Source organism: Flavobacterium sp. AG291, assembly GCF_003350375.1.
Lineage (GTDB): Bacteria > Bacteroidota > Bacteroidia > Flavobacteriales > Flavobacteriaceae > Flavobacterium > Flavobacterium suzhouense.
In genome coordinates, this window is sequence record NZ_QQAR01000013.1 from 38,665 (window position 1) to 59,119 (window position 20,455).

Consider the following 20,455-nt stretch of genomic DNA (forward strand, 5'->3'; position numbering starts at 1 on the left):
AGACCTCAAAAACAAATGACGAGACATAATCCGGCAGAAGCAGTTACATTTCTTGAATATAATGCCGAAAGGCCTCATCTCATCATTCCTGAATATGGAAGACACCTGCAAAAGCTAATTGAGCAGGCGGTGGAGCTTGAAGACAGGGAAGAACGTAATAAAGCTGCTAAATATATCATTTCGGTAATGGGTAGCCTTAATCCGCATTTGCGCGATGTACCCGATTTTCAGCATAAGCTGTGGGATCAGATATTCATAATGTCTGATTTTAAGCTGGATGTTGATTCACCTTACCCAATACCTTCTAAAGAATTGCTGGCGCAAAAGCCGGACAGGCTGGAATATCCGCAAAACTTTCCTAAGTACCGCTTTTATGGCAATAACATCAAATATATGATTGATGTTGCTAATAAATGGGAAGATGGCGAAATGAAGAATGCGCTTATCATGGTTATTGCCAACCATATGAAAAAGTCGTACCTGAGCTGGAATAAAGATACCGTGAAAGACGATGTGATTTTTGAGCATCTGTATGAACTTTCAGGAGGCAAAATTAATCTTCAGGCTACAGAGGAAGAACTTTCTAACTCTACCGATCTGATGAGGGTAAATAAAAAACTGAGCAATAAGACTCAGTTTAATAACCCGAAACAAAAAGGGCAGCACAAGCCTAATAATGGCAAGAACAACCAGAACAAAAACCGAAAAACATAAAATTTCTATTTTCACTGCATGGGAACATTTAAAATTGAGGGAGGCGCACCGCTAAAAGGTGAAATTACGCCTCAGGGAGCTAAAAACGAAGCGTTACAGGTGCTGTGCACGGTGCTTCTTACACCCGAAAAAGTAACCATTAACAACATCCCCGATATTATCGACGTAAATAAGCTTATCAACTTATTGCGTAGCCTTGGGGTTAAGATAGAAAAACTGGCTCACGGCTCTTACTCTTTCCAGGCCGATGAGGTAAATCTTGCTTATCTTGAAAGCGAAGCTTTTAAGAAAGAAGGTGCAGCGCTTAGAGGATCAATCATGATTGTAGGTCCGCTGTTGGCGCGTTTCGGAAAAGGATATATTCCTAAACCGGGCGGCGATAAAATTGGTCGCAGAAGACTTGATACACACTTTGAAGGATTTATCAATCTTGGAGCAACCTTCCGCTACAATAAAGAAGATCATTTTTATGGTGTGGAGGCTACTAAGCTAAAAGGTGCTTATATGCTATTAGATGAGGCTTCAGTAACCGGTACTGCAAACATTGTGATGGCTGCTGTACTTGCTGAGGGCAAAACTACTATATACAACGCTGCGTGTGAGCCATATCTTCAGCAGCTATGTAACATGCTTAACAGCATGGGTGCAAAAATTACAGGAGTGGGTTCTAACCTTCTTGAAATTGAAGGTGTTGAGAAACTTGGCGGATGTGAGCACCGTATCCTTCCGGATATGATAGAGATAGGTAGCTGGATTGGTCTTGCTGCCATGACAAGAAGTGAAATTACCATTAAAAATGTAAGTTGGGATAACCTTGGGGTAATTCCGGGTACGTTTAGAAAGTTAGGTATTACTTTAGAGCGCAGGGGAGATGATATTTATATTCCTGCTCACACCGATGGTTATGAGATTCAAAATTATATAGATGGCTCTATCCTTACCATTGCCGATGCTCCGTGGCCGGGCTTTACACCAGACCTTTTAAGTATCATCCTTGTGGTGGCTACTCAGGCAAGGGGAGAGGTACTTATCCACCAAAAAATGTTTGAAAGCCGTTTATTCTTTGTGGACAGGCTTATTGATATGGGGGCTAAGATCATTCTTTGCGATCCGCACAGAGCTACCGTTATTGGTCTTGACTTTAAATCTACCCTTAAAGGTATCCTTATGTCATCACCTGATATCCGTGCCGGTATATCGCTTCTTATCGCTGCACTTTCTGCTAAAGGTACAAGTACCATTCAGAACAGCGACCAGATTGATCGTGGTTACGAAAGAATTGACGAAAGACTTCGTGCTATCGGTGCAAAAATTGAAAGATTCGACTAAGCGATTAGTTGTAAATTATAAAATGAGGCTGCAATTATGCAGCCTTTTTTTATGTAGATTTGTAAGAAACACATTGCTATATGAGCAGAATTTTATTTTCTGAAACACAGTATTTCCGTCAATGGTGGCTCTTGGGGCTGGTTTTAGGGCTTAACGGATTTATATTATTTGGACTCGTTTCCCAGGTTTTCTTGGGACAGGTATTTGGAGACAAGCCTATGAGTAATACAGGTCTTGTTTTTGTTGCAATTTTACAAACAGCTTTTACATTATTTATACTCCTGCAGCGACTGTCGGTAAAAATTGATGAGGAAGGAGTACATGTGAGGTTTTGGCCTTATCATATGCAATGGAAATTATACCGTTGGGAGAATATTTCTTCTTGTGAAGTAAAAAAATACAATCCTGTTTCGGAATATGGTGGCTGGGGATTGCGTGCAGGAGCCTATAATGTTTCCGGGAATATGGGATTGTTATTAACTTTTAATGATGGTCGTTTCAGTCAGATGATAGGCACTAAGGAACCTGAAAAGATAAAGTTAGTACTTGAAAAATTAGGTAAAATATAGTTTTTCAGGTATTATAAAAAAAGCTCTCCCATAAGGGAGAGCTTATCAAACCAACTAATAAAACCTATTGTACTAATTTACAATCAGCTTATGGGTTTCGGATGCATTATCTGAAACGATTTGCATAACATAAGCACCTGTACTGATACCTGTCATACCTATTTCTATGTTCATAGCATCGGTTTTCATTGTTTTAACCAGTTTACCGGTGGCAATTTCATATATTGATATATTCACATCGCTGTTATAGTTAGAGGCCAGCATTATATTGAATACACCATTTGATGGGTTAGGATATACTATACTTCTGTTTGCGGCAAACTCTTCAATGCCGGCTGTAGTACATTCTTCCTGAGCTTCATACGCTCCAATATCGCGAGTTCCGTTAAATACAGCAAAACCATTTTGGTCTGCAAAAGTATCCATTGGATCACCCATATCAGCAGCCGGGCTAGGACAACTTAGTTTATGTACCGGTGTACCATCTTCAACTTCTGTTAATGCTGAAAGAGTTATCTCGATAGGTAGTGAAATGCTTCCCATAATATCGTTTTCAGTGTCTACGAAAACCTCACCATCTACTACAGCTACCAGATTATATCCGCCTGAAACAATAGTGTTGTCTGCACCGAAAAGATCAGCACCAATGATTGCTGTATTTCCGGCAACAAGTGTGTTTTTAATGCTAACAGTGTTAGTGCCTTCGTTTGCAATTCCTCCTCCATTTACCAAAGCAGCATTTAGAGAAAATGTATCGGCATTTAGCGTTAGCATACCGTTATTATATATACCACCACCATTTGTGACAGATGTATTCCCTGATAGTGTAGTAGTCGTTACAACTGCAGTACCACCATTAACATGAATTCCGCCTCCCTGGCCTAACAGGCCTGTTGCTGCATTAGCAGAAAGGGTTGAAGCACTTACATTAAGCGTACCTCCGTTGTTAAAGATACCACCCCCACCTTCAGTAACAGTTACTCCGGTTGCTGTATTACCCATTATGTTTACACCAGATACTGTCATTGTTCCGGTTCCGTTCCATAATCCACCACCTTCAACGGCTGTATTACCGCTAACAATACTATTGGTAATTGTTACATTACCCATTCCTGTCATGTGAACACCTCCACCATTACCTGGAGACACTCCTGCATTATTTAAAGTTATAGTAACATTGTTCATTGTTACAAAACCGGCAGCAAGACCATTATCTTCAATACCACCACCTGCACGCATGGCAATATTCGCAGTTATCTCAGTATCTTCAATGGTAACTTTACCATTTACATCATTAAGGATTCCTCCGCCACTACCTGCAGCACCAGTAGCCATATTGCCGGATATCATTGTATCTCCGCTAATATTCAGCATACCGCTTAGGTTGTAGATTCCTCCGCCTCCCTGATCGGCACCCGCACCACTTGCAGTATTGTTAGCTATTACAGTACCTTCAATTGTCATTGTTCCGGTTCCGTTCCATAGTCCACCACCTTCGGCGCCGGCTTCATTATCACTTACTGTACCACCGGTAATAGTAACCATACCTGCACCCGTTACATGAAGTCCTCCACCGTTGCCGGGAGACATATTAGTAGTATTGTTGTTTAGGGTAACATTTGTCATGTTTACAAAACCTGCCGATCCTGAATTGTCTTCAATACCTCCACCAGCTCTGTTAGAAACGTTTAAGGTTATTTCGGCATCATTAATTGTAACTTTTCCGCCTACATCATTCAGAATTCCACCACCGCTACCTGCAGCGCCATCAGCAACATTGCCGGTAATTTGTGTTTCAGCATTGATGTTTAGCATACCGCTTAGGTTGTAAATTCCACCACCTCCCTGATCGGAAGCTGCTCCGCTTGCAGTGTTTTCGCTAATAACAGTACCTGTAATAGTCATAGTACCCGATCCGTTCCAAAGGCCACCACCTTCAGATGTTGCTGTGTTGTCGGTTACCACTCCGCCTGAAATTGTAGCATTGCTGGCTCCGGTAATGTGAAGTCCACCACCATTGCCCGGATTAGATCCGGCTGTATTACCGCTTAATGTAGTATCGTTTAGAGATATACTTACTGCAGTAGCTGAGTTTACTTCGATACCTCCACCGGCTCTGTTGGCCATGTTGTCAGAAATCACAGATCCGTTTACTGTTAGCGAGCCATCGGTACCTACTAAAATACCTCCACCACTGCCTGATACTCCTGAAGCGGTATTATTAGTAACCGTTGAAACATTAAGGGTAAGCGAACCATTGCTCACATAAATACCACCGCCACCGTTAGTAGCTAAAGCTCCCATGGCATTACTATCAGAAACGATACAATTGTTCATTAATGTAGTACCACCGGAAACAGAAATGGCTCCGCCATTATCCAAAGCTGAGCCATTAGTAGCTTTAATGTTGTTTATAACAACGTTACCTGCGGTAATAAGGAATACTCTTGTCATTCCATTTCCGCTAATTATTGTGTTTTCATTACCATTGCCATTAATAACAATGTCTTTGTCAATTGTCACTTCGCTTAGAAGTGTAATTGTAGTTCCATCAAGTGATGCGTCAAAAAGGATTGCTCCGCCCGCTGAGACGTCCAGTACTGCCTGCCTGAACGAACCCACTCCGGCATTGTTAGCGTTAGTTACTGTGATTTGCGCATTTGCCGAAAAAATAAACAGCAAGCACAATCCCGTCATCAATTTTAAATTAGTAAATGTTTTTTTCATAAGATATATAATTGGTGTTATAGATATAATAAAGCTACGATGTAATTGTCTTAATGGTTTTTTAATGAAATGGTTAAATAAAACTTAATCAAATTATTAAAATCTTGAATACATAGTAAAACAAGGGCTTTACGAAGAAAGTAATGTTTTTATATTAACAAAATTTTATTATTTAAATCGTTGAAATAAGCCTCAAAGGAATGTGTAACATAAAAGCACCAATCTTATATTTAGCTCTATTTAAACGAAAGATTCCTTTTTTCGTTAATTAGCTGTAAACAGGTATGAGACAGCTGCCCCGGTTGAAGAAGTGGATTTTCAAAAGATAAAAATCAAATTTTCCTATTACGTTAAGTACAGCATTAAATAAGTGCTATTTAATAAATTTTAAATTTTCTACCTTTGCCCAAACAAAAATTATCATTCAGAAACATGAAAATAAACTTAAAATCGGGTGTAGATAAATTGCTTTTTGGTATGCATGAGAGTGACGTAAAAGAACTTTACGGAAATCCTTCACGACAGTTTAAAGACGATGATGGCAATATGATCTATCTGTATAACGACAAAAAGCTAAGGCTTACGTTTTATGCTGACGAAGATTACAGGTTTGGATATGCAATAGTTTCGCATCCTTCTGCTGAGATATTTGGAGCTAAAGTCATAGGGGAGTCATGGAGTGTTATTGAGGCTTCGGCTAAAGCCAACGGACTTAAAGATTTTGAAAAAGAATCATTTGATACTATTGATAATCACTTTAACGAAAATAACTGGGTTATCTTCCAGACAGAGTTTGATTCAGTAATTAAAATAGAACTTGGCGCAACCATCAATAAAGATGATGAGTTCGACTGGAAATTTTAATGAATTCGGATTTGTAATTTATTGATTTCCTATGGGAAATTTTTCCTGGATGAATGTTATCGCGTAACGATTTAATATTGGTAGTGATAATATATTGTAGTAGCATTTCCCGTAGGGAATTAATATAAGAATCAGTTTGATTATATACAAAAGGGATTCCAATTTGGAATCCCTTTTGTGTTTTATGCTGAAGCAGAATTATTTTCCTGCAGGAGGAGTTTCTGTCATTTCAAGTTCGAATATCAGGTTAGCATTTGGCCCAATACCAGCACGTGGAGCACCTCTTTCTCCGTAGCCAAGGTGGCCAGGGATAAAGATAATAGCTTTATCACCAAGAGACATTTGCTCAATACCTTCGATAAATCCTGGTATCATACCTGTTTTAGTACCTGCTGTAAAAGGTATTGGTGTATAAGCACCAGCTGCATCCTTTTGAGGAATATAGTTACCAAAAGCTTTAGCTACAGTTGCATCGCTTGAGTCGAACATAGTAGCAGTTCCGTTATCAAGGAAACCAGAGTAAGCAAGGTATACCTGAGTACCTGCTACCGGTTTTTTACCAGAACCTTTTTTAACGATCATGTACTGAAGTCCTGAATTAGTTTTAGGAGCGCCTTTTTTAATGTCTGCAAAGTAAGCTACTTTATCAGCTTTAGTTTTAGCAAGAGCTTCAGCTTCTTTCTTTTGCTGAGCTGCTATTTTCTCGAAGTACTCTTTAAATACTTTAGGAGCATCAAAGTTTTTAGCATCTTTACCTATGCGTACTATTTTTACTGTTTTAATTTCATCGTTTTGCTCAATAGCATTTACAACATCCTGTCCTTCTACTACGTGTCCAAAAACAGTGTGTATACCGTCAAGGTGAGGAGTAGGAACGTGAGTGATGAAGAACTGAGAACCGTTAGTAGCTTTTCCGGCATTAGCCATAGAAAGGATACCCGGTTTATCGTGTTTAAGGTCTGTGATCTCATCGGCAAATTTGTAGCCCGGACCACCTGAACCATCTCCCTTAGGGTCGCCACCCTGAATCATGAAATCTTTAATAACACGGTGCCATTTAAGCCCGTCATAATATTTTTTGCCTTTGTATTCGGCACTTACAAAATCCTGCTTTCCTTCAGCAAGAGCCACAAAGTTAGCAACAGTAAGAGGTGTTTTCTGGAATTCCAGTTGTAAAACAATCTTACCTTTGTTTGTTTCGATTTCGGCATAAAGGCCATCGCCCAGTTTTACCGGTTTTTGCTCCGGGGCGGTGTTACATGAAAAGAACAAAGCCACAAGGCTTACAAAAAAACTTGTCATTGGTTTCATTTATATTAGATTAATTCTCTTTTACCTGGCTCTCCGGTCTAATGTCGTTAAGAGTAACGGTACACATTAGCGGTTGGTTAGTGCCAATTTTGTTGTTATCGCCATGATAGCCGTAGCCCATGTGAGAAGGGAAAAGGAAAGTTATTTTCTCACCTTCATTCATAAGCTTGATGCCATCACGCAGACCCATCATTATATTTTGCTTGTCTACATAATATACCTGTGGCTTCAGTTCAGCCTGACTGTATATAATGTTTCCTTTCATGTCTTTTATCTCATAGTCAAAATAGGCAACATCGCCGCGTTTTGGCCTGATACTGTCGGTAGTGTTTTCCATTTCATAATGGTACCAGTAGCCTTTATCTGACGCGATATATTTAATAGCAGGATTACTCTTTATTATCGAGTCTATCTCCGATTCTTCATTGGCAATAAGCTTTTTATTCCTTTCTACAGACTCTTTCATAAAAGTGCCTGACGAGTGGGAAACAGGTCTTCTTGCCTGCTGCTGCGAGCAGGAAGTGATCATGATTCCCAAAAGGAAAACCGGTAATATAAATAGCTTTTTCATTGTATCAATCAATTTTCGTGTGTGCTAAAGTAGCAATAAATTTTTGTATGGTAGCTTCTAAACTTTCGGTAGATTTTCCACCGGCTGCATTTATGTGCCCGCCACCGCTAAAATGCTCACGTGCATACTGATTTACGTCGAAATTTCCTTTAGAACGGAAAGATATTTTTATAATGCCTTCATCCTTATTTTCGGTAAAGAATGCAGTAAAGGCAATGTCTTTCATACTTAGGCCATAATTAACGATACCCTCTGTATCTCCTTTAGCGTGTCCAAAGCTGTTAAGCTCTTCCTGGCTTAAAGAAGTATATGAGGTTTTATATGCAGGCAATACTTTCATGTTCTGCAAAGCCCTTGCCAAAATTAATATCCTGTTGTGTGAATGATTATCAAACAACAGGCTGTGTATTGCAGTATTGTCAATTCCGAGGTCAATAAAATCAGCTACAACCCTGTGTGTAGTACCTGTTGTTAGTGGATATCTAAAAGAACCTGAGTCAGTTACAATACCTGTGTAAAGGCAGGTAGCAATGGTTTTGTCGATAAGTGATTTCTCTCCCATTGCCACAATAAAATGATAAATCATTTCGCAGGTAGAGCCAAAAGAAGTGTCAGAGAAAGTATGTAGGGCATAATCTCCCGGTTTCTGATGGTGGTCTATCATAATGAAAGGCACTTTCAGATTTTGAAGTACAGCTTCCATCTGGTCTCCGGTACGGCTTAGTACGTTAAAGTCGAGTGTAAATACTAATTCAGCAGCCTCAAGCATTTTTGTGGCAGCTTCGGATTCTTTTTCAAAAACTTTTACTGTATCAAATGAAGGTAGCCATGCCAGAAAATCAGGTGCTTCATTAGGTATCATTACTAACGGGTCGTGGCCTTTTTGTTTCAGGAAATGGTATAATCCTAATGTAGAACCCATAGCGTCGCCATCAGGGTTTCTATGAGGGATTATTACAATCTTTTTTGGTGAAGCCAACAGTTGCTTCACTCCATCAATATCTTTGGGATTCATCATGATGCGAATTTACATTTTTTCTCCTAATAGTTAAACCATAAACGGGTTAATAAAAAAACTCCGTAAAGCATAATGCGTTACGGAGTTTTTTTTATGTTGTATACTGAAGCTGATAACTAAATTATTCCTGTGGCTTAGTATCGTGGTTAACCATCCAGTTAATGCCAAATTTGTCTGTAAACATACCAAAGAAAGCACCCCAGAATGTAAGCTCAAGAGGCATAGTGACTTTTCCGCCTGCTGAAAGTCCATTAAAAATACGTGTGGCTTCTTCTTTACTTTCAGTATTAATAGAAACGGAGATGTTGTTGCCTACGGTTGTAACCTGTCCAAAAGCTTCTGATGAGTCACTGCCCATCAGGATGGTTTCTTTGCTAATAGGTAACGATACGTGCATGATAAGGTTTTTTGCTTCTTCCGGCATTTTATCGCCATCAGGCATTTCGCCAAAACGGCCTATATACTGGAATTCACCTCCGAAAACCGATTTGTAAAAATTAAATGCATCTTCGCAGGTACCCTTAAAGGTAATGTAGGGATTAATTTGTGGCATAATTGTTTATTTGTTTGTTGTTAAGCGTTTTAAGTTTGATGTCGGATTATTGAAATTGAGTGTAATTGCTACATTGAGGAATTGCTACATTATTACATTAATCAAGATTAAAGCTCTCGAATAGCCTTGTAACGTCAAAGTAAAAGCCTTTGTATTGGTAGGAGTTCTCCGCAAGGGTCAGATAATCATATTTATGTTCTATAAGCTGCTGTTCTCCACCAAAACGGAAACCAAGTATATCAAGGATTTCATATTCATTGGTAGTATTGATAACATAAAAGCTGTTTTCCTGTGTTACTCCATCCCCGGTACTCAATATAGCATCAATGATTATGCTTGCCTGAGTTTCTTCAGCACGTGCTTCTTTATATTTACCCAGTTGTTTAAAAGCATATATGCGGTATTCTTTTATACGGATGCTAAAAGGGAAATCTTTCAGTACTTTGTCTGATACCTTAATAAGTTTTTCAAAAGTCTTTTTGTCGGCTTCCTGTTTTTGGAGTACTCTGTTAAGGTCTTCCTGAGAGTCGGATATGCTGTAAGGAGAATAATCCTTCTGAAATGAATAACCATAATACAGATGCCTTTTTTCCTCGATGGTCATGGTGCTGTCCGCTTTTTTGTAACGTTCAAAAAGGGTATTGTAATAGAGAGGCGATTTCTTGTCGCTTACATTTTTCTCAATAAGTTTAAAATCAGGTTTAGAAAATTCTTCTGTCTGGCAGAAAGCACCTGCAGTAAATAGCAGGAAAAAGAATGAAAAAAGAGGTTTCATTTATGTTGAATTAGGAAACCTAAAGGTAATTAAAAAACTCTTTTGTCATAATTTTTTAACGCAAACGCTCCATTGCTTCTGTGGTAACCGGTGCAAAAAAGTTGATCAGGTTTCCATCAGGATCACGGAACAATATGGAACGATTACCCCACGGCATGGTTACCGGCTGCTGAAGGATGTCGTTTGTTGTGTTCTTAACCAGTTCGTAGCTGTTGTCTACATCGTTAACCATAAATTCTATTATCACGCTTTTGTTGGCAGATGGCTGGGCTATGTTTTCTCCAAACAGGGCCAGTGTTTTTGTACTGCCAATAGCCAGGTTGCATGAGGGAGTGCCTATTTCAGCGAAATCAGGGGTATGCCATGTAGCACTCAGGCCGGTAACTTTTTCGTAAAAGCTTACCAGTTGGTTAATGTCTTCGGTAATTATCCGTAACGATCGTAAGTTCATAATTCTGTATCATTTTGTGATTAATGAAGCAAAATTATTTTGGTGGAATGACAACTGTGTGTCAGTAGGGTTTATTTTTTATGATTTTTTATGTCCAAACTCAAAAAAGCTTTGTGCTCTTAGCGTAAAACCTTGTGAACTTTGTGGTTAATCTGCTAAAAATCAAACAATCTAAAAATCCGTAAATCTCATTTTTTCATTTCATATATAAGTATTACTTTTGCGCATGCAACACAATGTACTTATTCTAGATTTCGGATCGCAATACACTCAGCTTATTGCGAGAAGGGTTCGCGAGTTAAATATCTTCTGCGAAATTTTCCCTTACAACAACCCACCGGTTGATTTATCATCTTACAAAGCGGTAATTTTATCAGGTAGTCCATTCTCTGTAAGGGCTGAAGATGCTCCGCATCCTGACCTTTCTCAAATTCGCGGCAAACTGCCTCTATTGGCTGTTTGTTATGGTGCTCAGTACCTTGCGCATTTTAACGGAGGTGAAGTAGCGCCATCTAACATCCGTGAGTATGGCCGTGCTAATCTTTCTTTTGTAAAAGAAGGAGAGCCTTTCCTTGAAGGTGTTTCTGAAAACAGCCAGGTATGGATGAGCCACAGTGATACTATCAAAAAACTACCTGCAGGTGGTGTAGTACTTGCAAGTACTAAAGATGTGGAAAACGCAGCTTACAAAATTGAAGGCGAAACTACTTACGCTATCCAGTACCATCCTGAAGTATACCACTCTACAGATGGTAAGAAGATGCTTGAAAACTTCCTTGTGAAAATTGCTGAAGTGCCTCAGAGTTTTACACCTAACTCTTTTGTAGAGGATATCGTAGCAGAACTTAAAGCTAAGATTGGTGATGATAAAGTAGTTCTTGGCCTTTCAGGAGGTGTAGATTCAACGGTTGCGGCAGTACTTTTAAATAAAGCTATTGGTGCTAACCTGTACTGTATCTTCGTTAACAACGGATTACTAAGAAAGAACGAGTTTGAAAGCGTTCTTCACCAATATAAAGATATGGGACTTAACGTAAAAGGTGTTGATGCATCTGACCGTTTCCTTTCCCAGCTTGCAGGTATCGAAGATCCTGAAACAAAACGTAAAACTATCGGACGTGTATTCATCGAGGTATTTGATGATGAGGCACACCTTCTTACAGATGTGAAATGGCTTGCTCAGGGTACGATCTATCCTGACGTAATCGAGTCTGTTTCTGTAAAAGGTCCGTCGGCTACAATCAAATCACACCACAATGTTGGTGGATTACCTGACTTTATGAAACTTCAGGTGGTTGAGCCTCTAAGAATGCTTTTCAAAGACGAAGTGAGAAGAGTAGGTGCTACTTTAGGTATCGATCCTGAGCTTCTTGGTCGTCACCCATTCCCGGGTCCTGGTCTTTCTATCAGGATTCTTGGAGATATCACTCCTGAGAAAGTACGTATCCTTCAGGAAGTTGACGCGGTATTCATCAACGGGCTTAAAGAGCACGGACTATATGATAAAGTATGGCAGGCAGGAGCAATCCTTCTTCCGGTAAACAGTGTAGGTGTTATGGGTGATGAGCGTACTTACGAAAAAGTAGTTGCGCTTCGTGCTGTAGAATCTACCGACGGTATGACTGCTGACTGGGTTCACCTTCCGTATGAGTTCCTGATGAAAGTTTCTAATGAGATCATCAATAAAGTAAAAGGTGTTAACCGTGTTGTTTATGACATCAGCTCTAAACCACCGGCCACAATTGAGTGGGAATAATCTTTTAAAGATTTAGATATAAGAAAGCCGTGCATTTTGTACGGCTTTTTTTGTTTTCCTCACCCTGCCCTCTCCAAAGGAGAGGGTTAGCTTCACGATACTTTAGTGAATTTTTAATGTGTGTCTTGCTCCCCTCTCCTTTGGGGAGGGGCTGGGGGTGAGGGTCAGTCATTCCTCAATTTCATCCTATTATCTATAATTTCCATTGTTAATTTTGCCATTCCTCTAAAATCATTACTTTTAGGCATCCAAATAACCACGATTACTGTTATGAAAAAAATACTGCTATTACTTGCTGCATTCATGGTTTTTCAGAATGTTGCTGCTCAGGACGATAGAGATAATCAATCTGCCGGTGAAGAAACTCAGCCGGAACTTATAGATTATGATACTTATTTTATAGATCATAAAACCACTATGGGTGAAAGGATGATCATGATATCTAAAAAATATATGGTCGATCCCGATGAGATTTATAAGTATAATGAAGTTCAAAGCGATAAGAATGGTTTGGTACCCGGGCAAATATTGAAGATTCCCCTGCACGAATCCCACAAACAGGATTTGGATAAATTTAAAGCAGAGCTTATTAAAAAGAACGGAGGTAACCCTATACAGGTGCCTGCTGTACCTCCAATAAAGAAAAAAGAAGAAGAGGAAGAAGAGGACGAATAGTCCTCTTTTTTTGTAATTGCCTTTTGGTATGGCTTTTGTATTTTTAACTGAAATTTATAAGATAAAACTATCTAATGCTGTTTGTAAACTATAAATTTGCATTTGTTAAATTGTTCTAAAATAACCCACACCATGAAGTATTTCGTAATTTTTATTTTTTCATTGGCATTGCTGTCAACACCGTCTTATGCACAGGATTATAAAAAGCATAAAGTTGCAAAAGGGGAAACTATAGCAAGCATTGCAAAAGCATATAAAATTACACCTTACGATATATACCGCCTTAATCCGGATGCTAAGAACGGGCTTAAAGAGAATACCACCTTGTTGATTCCTTCCGCTTCTAAGGCCCCGCAAACCGAACCGGTAAAAGAAAAAACTACAAAAGTTGCTAACACGATTCATGAAGTACAGCCAAAAGAAACGCTTTTCAGTTTGTCAAAAAAATATGATGTTTCTGTAGATGATATTAAAAAAGCTAATACTGTGACGCTTGAAAATGGCTTACAGGTAGGACAGAAAATCATTATTCCAATAAAAGGTAGCGGTGTTGCTGCTCAGGTAAAAGCTGAAAAGAAAGCTGAGACAAAACCTAACCAGTCTTCATACATGTATCATGTGGTTGAAAAAGGTGAGACCAAATATTCTATTGCTAAAGAATATGGTATGACAATTCAGTTATTGGATGAATTGAATCCGGAAGTGAAAGATACACTTCCCCTGGGTTATAAACTTAAACTAGATAAAAATGCTATTATCAAGAAAGAGGGTATGGTTCAACCTGCTCAACCCGTAAAAGAATATGTCGATTACCAGGTACAGCCTAAAGAAACGTTATATAGTTTAACCAAAAGAACCGGCCTGACCGAAGAACAGATTGTTGCCTTAAATCCTGAGGTAAAAGATGGCCTGAAAGATGGCATGGTACTGAAATTGCCTAAAGGTGTAAATACCGAATTTGTGGCAGATGCATCTAATAAACCGGTTACAGGTCTTGCTGCGACCCTTAAAAAGTCTGCAACTAAAGAATTAGCGTTAGTGTTGCCTTTCCATATTGCAAGAATTGAATCGGATACTATTCGCGCTAAACTTCTGCGTTCTGATAAGTTTCTTAATATGACGCTTGATTTTTATGCAGGAGCAATGATGGCTATAGATTCGGCTAAAACCCTTGGATTGCCTTTAAAAGTTAAGATATTAGATTCTAAAGAAAGCAAATCTTCTTCAGATGTTTCTGCACTTGCGGGTGGTCTTGCAGGTATGGATGCAATTATTGGCCCTTTCTTTCCAAATAACGTTGAAACCTTAGCATCTTTATTGGCTAATAAAGGAGTTCCTGTTATTTCGCCGCTTTCAAAAGAAGAAGCTAAATCGTTTAGTAATTTATATCAGTCGGTGCCAACTTCGGAAACGGTGCGAGGGGCAATGTTGGATTATCTGAAAACAAAAAATGGTAATATCATAGCAGTGGTTGATGCTAAGAAAAATAGTTCAAGACAATTTATAGCTACGAATTTGCCTGTAGCCAAATTTGCTTCACTTAATACAGATGGAACACTTATGGTTGATGCTCTTAAAGGTATGCTTGTAAAAGACAGGTTGAACTATGTGATACTTGAAACTGAAAGGATAGGAATGATATTAGGTACAACCAAGGCTCTTGTAGAGTCGCTTTCTGATTATCAGATTCAGCTTGTCGTGTTAGAGCGTTACGATACTTTTGATAATGATGAATTGCCGCTTTCAAGGCTTGTTTCGCTTAAAATGTTGTATCCGTCAGTAACCAATGACAGTGATTCTGCCAGAAGCCTTTTGTTTGCCAAAGTTTTCAGAGAGAAAAATAATGTAGTGCCTAATCAATATGCAACAAGAGGTTTTGACTTGACATTTGATACGATTCTTCGCATTTTCCAACCGGAAAGTTTTAAGGAGGTTTCGGCTGAGAAGGCATCAGAGCAGGTAGAAAATAAATTTGCTTATACAGCAGCAAAAGGAGGTAATCATAATACAGGGGTTTATATATTGTATTATGACCAGGATTTAAGTACTAAAATAGCCGAATAATTATGACATCTAAAGTAACATACCTTGGAGATTTAAGAACCTCTTCAATTCATATACAATCAGGAGCAGAGATTCTTTCTGATGCACCAAAAGATAACCATGGAAAAGGAGAGGCTTTTTCGCCAACAGATACAGTAGCAAATGCTCTTGCGAGCTGTATGTTTAGTATTATGGGTATAAAAGCACGTGATATGGAAATTAATCTTGAAGGTTCAACAGCCGAGGTTACCAAAACCATGGCAGCAGAGCCCAGAAGGATTGCAGGGATAAAAGTGGTTTTTTATATGAAATCAAATGCTGATGAAAAAGCTCAAAAGCTTTTGGAGAGGGTAGCGCTACATTGCCCGGTACATCATAGCCTGCATCCTGATATTATTCAGGAAGTGGTGTTTAACTGGTAAAAACACTTATGGTTATATAGGTAAAAACCTCCCTTTAGGGAGGTTTTCTTTTTTCTTGCCCGCAGTAATTTTGAAGATTATCCAACTAAAAATTACCGGTTATGAAAAAAAAGTATTTATTATTATGCCTTTTCCTTAGCATGATGACGTATGCTCAGGAAGAAGAGAAAACAGATAAAGAAAAGATATTTACTATAGTTAAAGAAAATTCTGTAGAGAATAAAAAAAAGATTGGAACTTTTGAAATGCGTAAAGGGAGTGTATGGATTAGAGAGAATGATACAGTTACATCAGTTCAAACCAAAATAAAGAGTATAAATTTTGAGATTGATAATGGCTTTATCAAAGATATTATTGTTGAAACTGAAACTGGAGATAAGTTTACTAATTCAGTATCGATATCTCTGATCAATTTTAAGTCGCGTTTTAATGACAGATTGTTTTGCTTGAATCCTAATAAGAGTAGCCGTTATATAAGATTAGGTGATGCTTTGGATTATAATTTTGTGATTGGAAATAATTTTACTCCCGATAATATTACTGTTAGTCTTCCTGAAAAAAAACAAATCATGTTAACTAAACGAAATATGATTGTTGACACTGGAGATGGCCGACAAAAGGTTAAAGAGGAAGATATTTCTGGCCTTAAAGCTTTTAAGGATACACTTGTTTACTCTCAGGAAATTAGTTTTGATGATGGTATAACAAATCTTGTTGACTATAGGATTTATTCTGATTTTTTAGGGTTGATCGAATCGACTACAAATGGCATTGTAAATTTTGAAGCTAAGGTTGGTATTCCAATAAATCCTTCAAATTTTTCAGATACTAATTTTTATCTTTTTAAATCTATTTGCCCTCAGGTTAGGTATAGCAGGCTGGATGCCGAAGATAGAGTTGTAGCAATAGATTCAAGTGCTTTGCCATTATATGATATGAAAAATAAGATAGAGCTGATTCAGAAATCGTATCTGGAGGCAGGATTTTCTTTGAGTGTTTTAAACTGGAATCCCAAACATTCTGTGCTAGAGTTTAATATTCCTTTTACTACTCACTTTTATCTTGCAGAAGTAATTCCGGGGATAAAAGAAAATGTGACCGCGGTGTCTTATGGATCTGGGGTTGAGCTAAAGGTGAACAGGAGTAAAAATTTTGGAGTTAATATTGGAGGTTATGTAAACAGGTTAAGGCATTTGTATAATAGTAAGCACTTAACGGAAAAAATAGATCCTTTTAATTATTTTAATACAAGTGCTGAAGTGTTTTTTTACGGAGGAAAAAAAATGGATGCTCTGTTTTTGAGATTTAATTACACAAGTGTATTTGGAGATTCTAATAACTTTTTTCAGTTTCAGGTGGGGTACAAATCAGGACTTAACTTATAATTTAATAGAGATGAAAACTATAATATCAATTTTGGCTTTATTGGCAACGCTGCATATTTCAGCACAGGATAAAGATTTTAAAGAAACTTCGGAATATATTGTGGGTAAGGTAAAGAAATACTCATTAAGGTTTAATGAAGATACGGATCTAAAAGTTGATTCTGTTTTGATATCCGAAACGGGAGAGATTACGCTTAACTACAATAAGAAAAAAGGTAAGGATGTTAAGGATCCCTATCAATTTAATATTTTCAATCTTAACAAAGAAGAGTTTTATAATGATTTGGGTAAATGTAAATGCGGTATTACGCTCTATAATGATACAATTACTTTTTGGGTAAAAAAGGAAGAGGGAGTAAGTATAAAAGTTGTGGATTCGCAGGCAGAAATGTTGTACAAAGCGTTTGTGTATTTACAGACATTAAAAGAAAAGAAGGATCGTTTTGCAAGAGAGTAGCAGGATATAGTTGAAAAACTCAATATGATATAGGTAAAAACCTCCCTTTAGGGAGGTTTTGTTTTTTGGTGCCGTTAGTAATTTTGATGTAACAAATTCATAAACCAAATTATTAAGATGAAAACAATTACCCGATTTTTAAAATTTACCTGCATGATGTGCTTTTTACTGACTACCATTCTTTTTGTTTCTTGTAGTGATGACAGCGATGAAGATGATAACTCATCAGACAATTCTAAAATTGTAGGCGTGTGGCAGAAAACAAAAGAAGAGACCAGACAGGGTTCTGAAGCCTGGGAAGACGTTACAGAAGATTGTGATCTTGATGATACCGAGGAATATGTGTCAGATGGAGATTGGGCATTGTATCCGGGAACTGTTACCTGTGGCAGTGCTAATGTAATCAATGGTTCATGGGAGCTAAGGGCCAATGGCACAAAAGTAGTGTATACCTATGATGGCTTTCAGGACGAGTTTGAGAGCAATATAGAGGAACTTACAGCTGCTAAAATGGTGCTTACGCATAGTGCAGGAGATATAGATGATACCCAATACAGGGATACATATGTAAAGCAGTAATAATAATTTTATGCTGTAATACTAAAGTATTGTTATGATTAATTACACTACTTTTGCCCTGCCTGTCGTAGGGCATTTTTATTTTAAATCTTCGCTTTTGGATCAACAGAAAGAATTCCTGATAAAACTCGCACATACTAAAATGCCTTTTGGTAAATATGAAGGCAGATACCTGATTGATTTGCCGGAGCATTATGTTGTGTGGTATCATAACAAAGGTTTTCCGGCGGGGCAACTGGGGCAAATGCTGCAATTAGTTTACGAACTCAAGCTTAACGGGCTTGAGAATCTAATCAGGAATATACAGCGTCAGTATCCAAAGTAATGTGCAAATTGCTTAATGAAACAATTTACCAATTTCAAGGCATATGATTAATTACTGCATTAAAGAATTAATACATTGTTACATTATATAGGACAGTTTGGCAGGTTTTATATTCATAGCACTATTTTTGGTTAAAAAAATAAACCTGTTGATGTTGTAGTAATGATAACATTGGTACATTAAATAATTGATAGATTAAACATCAATTAATTTTTGTACTTTTGCCACGTTTTTTACAACAGCAACACAACACATATTTTACAAATGAATCAGACAAAGTATATTTTTGTTACAGGCGGTGTGTCTTCTTCTTTAGGAAAAGGAATTATAGCAGCATCACTGGCAAAACTACTGCAGGCAAGAGGTTACAGGACTACAATCCAGAAATTTGATCCCTACATTAATGTAGACCCGGGTACACTTAACCCGTATGAGCACGGAGAATGTTATGTTACAGATGATGGCGCGGAAACAGATCTTGACCTTGGGCACTATGAAAGATTCTTAAATGTACCTACTTCTCAGTCGAATAACGTTACTACAGGAAGGGTTTACCTTTCGGTTATCGAAAAAGAGAGAAGAGGAGAGTTCCTGGGTAAAACCGTTCAGGTTGTACCTCACATCACAAACGAAATTAAAGAACGTATGCAGCACCTGGGCAATACAGGTGACTATGATATTGTTATTACCGAGATTGGTGGTACTGTGGGTGACATTGAGTCGCTTCCTTACATCGAATCAGTAAGGCAGTTGGTATGGGAGCTTGGTGAAAACAACGGTATTGTTATCCACCTTACGCTTGTGCCTTACCTTGCTGCTGCCGGTGAACTTAAAACAAAACCAACACAGCACTCTGTTAAGACATTGATGGAAAGCGGTATTAAAGCTGATATCCTTGTTTGCCGTACAGAACATGAACTTTCTTCAGATCTTCGCCAGAAACTGGCATTGTTCTGTAATGTGAAGAGAGAGGCTGTTATTCAGTCAATCGATGCTTCTACCATTTATGAGGTTCCAAACCTTATGTTAGAGGAAGGTCTTGACAGGGTAACGCTTAAAAAACTTGACTTACCTGAGAAAAATACTCCGGATCTTAAGAACTGGAACCAGTTCCTTTTCAGACTTAAAAACCCTAAACATACTGTAAATATTGGTCTTGTTGGAAAATACGTAGAGCTTCAGGATTCATACAAATCAATCATTGAGGCGTTTGTACATGCGGGTTCTGCAAATGAAACTAAAGTTAACGTAATCAGCATCCACTCTGAATACATTGACAGGGATAATGCTTCAGAGAAACTAAGCGGACTTGATGGTATTCTTGTTGCTCCGGGCTTTGGAGGACGAGGTATTGAAGGTAAAGTAGAGACCGTGCGTTATGCAAGGGAAAACAATATTCCTTTCTTCGGAATTTGTCTGGGTATGCAAATGGCTGTTATTGAGTATTCAAGGAATGTGTTGGGATGGAAAGATGCTAACTCAACAGAAATGAATGAGAACACGCCACACCCGGTTATCAATATCATGGAAGAGCAAAAGACCATTACCGATAAAGGAGGTACAATGCGTCTTGGAGCATGGAAATGTTCCCTTGAAGAAGGAACACTTGCAAGCAAAATATATGATGGAGTTGCTGAAATTCAGGAGCGTCACCGTCACCGTTATGAGTTTAACAGTGCATATAAGAGCGATCTTCAAAAGGCAGGTCTTAAAACATCGGGTGTTAACCCTGATACCGGACTTGTTGAGATTATCGAGCTGGATAACCACCCATTCTTTATCGGGGTGCAATACCACCCTGAGTATAAGAGTACCGTAGCAAATCCGCACCCTCTTTTTGTAAACTTTGTTAAGGCAGCGGTTAAGAAAAAAAGCAACTAAGTAATACCATAAGGTATTCAATATAAAGATCCGGTAAACCGGTAAAAGCG

20 protein-coding genes are annotated in these 20,455 nt (G+C 38.3%); 13 read left to right on the forward strand and 7 right to left on the reverse strand.

The window, feature by feature from the left end; translation table 11 throughout:
- Positions 1-15 precede the first annotated feature (15 nt).
- The 3 genes from DEU42_RS13480 (at position 16) to DEU42_RS13490 (ending at position 2,612) form a co-directional block, all read left to right on the forward strand.
- Positions 16-714, forward strand: coding sequence for a DUF4290 domain-containing protein (locus DEU42_RS13480; protein WP_114758833.1), 699 nt, complete (start codon positions 16-18; stop codon positions 712-714).
- An 18-nt stretch (positions 715-732) separates the two neighbouring features.
- A complete protein-coding gene (murA, locus tag DEU42_RS13485) occupies positions 733-2,043 on the forward strand; it encodes a UDP-N-acetylglucosamine 1-carboxyvinyltransferase (RefSeq protein ID WP_114758834.1) in 1,311 nt (436 codons plus the stop codon).
- 80 nt (positions 2,044-2,123) lie between these two features.
- The gene (locus DEU42_RS13490) at positions 2,124-2,612 is read left to right on the forward strand and encodes a hypothetical protein (RefSeq protein WP_114758835.1); all 489 of its coding nucleotides are present in this window, start codon (positions 2,124-2,126) and stop codon (positions 2,610-2,612) included.
- Positions 2,613-2,684: 72 nt separating this feature from the next.
- On the opposite strand, the gene DEU42_RS13495 is transcribed toward DEU42_RS13490, so the two are convergent.
- Entirely contained in the window at positions 2,685-5,339 is a 2,655-nt protein-coding gene (locus DEU42_RS13495) for a T9SS type A sorting domain-containing protein (protein ID WP_114758836.1), read from the reverse strand.
- A gap of 432 nt (positions 5,340-5,771) precedes the next feature.
- Between DEU42_RS13495 and DEU42_RS13500 the strand changes: the two genes are divergently transcribed.
- Entirely contained in the window at positions 5,772-6,203 is a 432-nt protein-coding gene (locus tag DEU42_RS13500) for a hypothetical protein (protein WP_114758837.1), read from the forward strand.
- Positions 6,204-6,401: 198 nt separating this feature from the next.
- Here the strand turns inward: DEU42_RS13500 and DEU42_RS13505 are convergent, their stop codons facing one another.
- From DEU42_RS13505 to DEU42_RS13530, 6 genes are all read right to left on the reverse strand, one after another.
- Entirely contained in the window at positions 6,402-7,514 is a 1,113-nt protein-coding gene (locus tag DEU42_RS13505) for a peptidylprolyl isomerase (RefSeq protein WP_410501023.1), read from the reverse strand.
- Between the two features lie 10 nt (positions 7,515-7,524).
- Positions 7,525-8,085: a gliding motility-associated peptidyl-prolyl isomerase GldI gene (gldI, locus tag DEU42_RS13510; RefSeq protein ID WP_114758949.1), complete on the reverse strand. Its 561-nt coding sequence runs from the start codon at positions 8,083-8,085 to the stop codon at positions 7,525-7,527.
- A gap of 4 nt (positions 8,086-8,089) precedes the next feature.
- Positions 8,090-9,103, reverse strand: coding sequence for a DHH family phosphoesterase (locus DEU42_RS13515; protein WP_114758839.1), 1,014 nt, complete (start codon positions 9,101-9,103; stop codon positions 8,090-8,092).
- Between the two features lie 121 nt (positions 9,104-9,224).
- The gene (locus DEU42_RS13520; RefSeq protein ID WP_114758840.1) at positions 9,225-9,656 is read right to left on the reverse strand and encodes a VOC family protein; all 432 of its coding nucleotides are present in this window, start codon (positions 9,654-9,656) and stop codon (positions 9,225-9,227) included.
- A gap of 97 nt (positions 9,657-9,753) precedes the next feature.
- Complete coding sequence (locus tag DEU42_RS13525) at positions 9,754-10,431, reverse strand: DUF4919 domain-containing protein (protein ID WP_114758841.1); 678 nt, start codon at positions 10,429-10,431, stop codon at positions 9,754-9,756.
- A 55-nt stretch (positions 10,432-10,486) separates the two neighbouring features.
- The gene (locus DEU42_RS13530) at positions 10,487-10,882 is read right to left on the reverse strand and encodes a VOC family protein (protein WP_114758842.1); all 396 of its coding nucleotides are present in this window, start codon (positions 10,880-10,882) and stop codon (positions 10,487-10,489) included.
- Positions 10,883-11,108: 226 nt separating this feature from the next.
- Here DEU42_RS13530 and guaA point away from each other — a divergent pair, with 226 nt between their 5' ends.
- The 9 genes from guaA (at position 11,109) to DEU42_RS13575 (ending at position 20,405) form a co-directional block, all read left to right on the forward strand.
- Positions 11,109-12,638, forward strand: a complete 1,530-nt coding sequence (guaA, locus tag DEU42_RS13535; protein WP_114758843.1) for a glutamine-hydrolyzing GMP synthase — start codon at positions 11,109-11,111, stop codon at positions 12,636-12,638.
- A gap of 270 nt (positions 12,639-12,908) precedes the next feature.
- Entirely contained in the window at positions 12,909-13,313 is a 405-nt protein-coding gene (locus DEU42_RS13540) for a LysM peptidoglycan-binding domain-containing protein (RefSeq protein ID WP_114758844.1), read from the forward strand.
- A 132-nt stretch (positions 13,314-13,445) separates the two neighbouring features.
- Entirely contained in the window at positions 13,446-15,377 is a 1,932-nt protein-coding gene (locus DEU42_RS13545) for a LysM peptidoglycan-binding domain-containing protein (protein WP_114758845.1), read from the forward strand.
- Positions 15,378-15,379: 2 nt separating this feature from the next.
- Complete coding sequence (locus DEU42_RS13550) at positions 15,380-15,778, forward strand: OsmC family protein (protein WP_114758846.1); 399 nt, start codon at positions 15,380-15,382, stop codon at positions 15,776-15,778.
- A gap of 101 nt (positions 15,779-15,879) precedes the next feature.
- On the forward strand, positions 15,880-17,163 hold the full coding sequence (locus tag DEU42_RS13555; protein WP_114758847.1) for a hypothetical protein: 1,284 nt from the start codon (positions 15,880-15,882) through the stop codon (positions 17,161-17,163).
- Positions 17,164-17,173: 10 nt separating this feature from the next.
- On the forward strand, positions 17,174-17,620 hold the full coding sequence (locus tag DEU42_RS13560) for a hypothetical protein (RefSeq protein ID WP_114758848.1): 447 nt from the start codon (positions 17,174-17,176) through the stop codon (positions 17,618-17,620).
- A 117-nt stretch (positions 17,621-17,737) separates the two neighbouring features.
- Positions 17,738-18,199 (forward strand): lipocalin family protein, encoded by a 462-nt coding sequence (locus tag DEU42_RS13565; RefSeq protein WP_114758849.1) that lies wholly within the window; start codon positions 17,738-17,740, stop codon positions 18,197-18,199.
- Positions 18,200-18,296: 97 nt separating this feature from the next.
- Positions 18,297-18,524: a DUF3820 family protein gene (locus DEU42_RS13570; protein WP_114758950.1), complete on the forward strand. Its 228-nt coding sequence runs from the start codon at positions 18,297-18,299 to the stop codon at positions 18,522-18,524.
- 264 nt (positions 18,525-18,788) lie between these two features.
- Positions 18,789-20,405: a CTP synthase gene (locus DEU42_RS13575; protein WP_114758850.1), complete on the forward strand. Its 1,617-nt coding sequence runs from the start codon at positions 18,789-18,791 to the stop codon at positions 20,403-20,405.
- The last annotated feature ends 50 nt before the right edge of the window (positions 20,406-20,455 follow it).

Excerpts from the sequence above, each read along its gene's own strand:
- DEU42_RS13480 (WP_114758833.1), top strand. The coding sequence starts at position 16 with ATGACGAGACATAATCCGGCAGAAGCAGTTACATTTCTTGAATATAAT.
- murA (WP_114758834.1), top strand. The coding sequence starts at position 733 with ATGGGAACATTTAAAATTGAGGGAGGCGCACCGCTAAAAGGTGAAATT.
- DEU42_RS13490 (WP_114758835.1), top strand. The coding sequence starts at position 2,124 with ATGAGCAGAATTTTATTTTCTGAAACACAGTATTTCCGTCAATGGTGG.
- DEU42_RS13495 (WP_114758836.1), bottom strand. The coding sequence starts at position 5,339 with ATGAAAAAAACATTTACTAATTTAAAATTGATGACGGGATTGTGCTTG.
- DEU42_RS13500 (WP_114758837.1), top strand. The coding sequence starts at position 5,772 with ATGAAAATAAACTTAAAATCGGGTGTAGATAAATTGCTTTTTGGTATG.
- DEU42_RS13505 (WP_410501023.1), bottom strand. The coding sequence starts at position 7,514 with ATGAAACCAATGACAAGTTTTTTTGTAAGCCTTGTGGCTTTGTTCTTT.
- gldI (WP_114758949.1), bottom strand. The coding sequence starts at position 8,085 with ATGAAAAAGCTATTTATATTACCGGTTTTCCTTTTGGGAATCATGATC.
- DEU42_RS13515 (WP_114758839.1), bottom strand. The coding sequence starts at position 9,103 with ATGATGAATCCCAAAGATATTGATGGAGTGAAGCAACTGTTGGCTTCA.
- DEU42_RS13520 (WP_114758840.1), bottom strand. The coding sequence starts at position 9,656 with ATGCCACAAATTAATCCCTACATTACCTTTAAGGGTACCTGCGAAGAT.
- DEU42_RS13525 (WP_114758841.1), bottom strand. The coding sequence starts at position 10,431 with ATGAAACCTCTTTTTTCATTCTTTTTCCTGCTATTTACTGCAGGTGCT.
- DEU42_RS13530 (WP_114758842.1), bottom strand. The coding sequence starts at position 10,882 with ATGAACTTACGATCGTTACGGATAATTACCGAAGACATTAACCAACTG.
- guaA (WP_114758843.1), top strand. The coding sequence starts at position 11,109 with ATGCAACACAATGTACTTATTCTAGATTTCGGATCGCAATACACTCAG.
- DEU42_RS13540 (WP_114758844.1), top strand. The coding sequence starts at position 12,909 with ATGAAAAAAATACTGCTATTACTTGCTGCATTCATGGTTTTTCAGAAT.
- DEU42_RS13545 (WP_114758845.1), top strand. The coding sequence starts at position 13,446 with ATGAAGTATTTCGTAATTTTTATTTTTTCATTGGCATTGCTGTCAACA.
- DEU42_RS13550 (WP_114758846.1), top strand. The coding sequence starts at position 15,380 with ATGACATCTAAAGTAACATACCTTGGAGATTTAAGAACCTCTTCAATT.
- DEU42_RS13555 (WP_114758847.1), top strand. The coding sequence starts at position 15,880 with ATGAAAAAAAAGTATTTATTATTATGCCTTTTCCTTAGCATGATGACG.
- DEU42_RS13560 (WP_114758848.1), top strand. The coding sequence starts at position 17,174 with ATGAAAACTATAATATCAATTTTGGCTTTATTGGCAACGCTGCATATT.
- DEU42_RS13565 (WP_114758849.1), top strand. The coding sequence starts at position 17,738 with ATGAAAACAATTACCCGATTTTTAAAATTTACCTGCATGATGTGCTTT.
- DEU42_RS13575 (WP_114758850.1), top strand. The coding sequence starts at position 18,789 with ATGAATCAGACAAAGTATATTTTTGTTACAGGCGGTGTGTCTTCTTCT.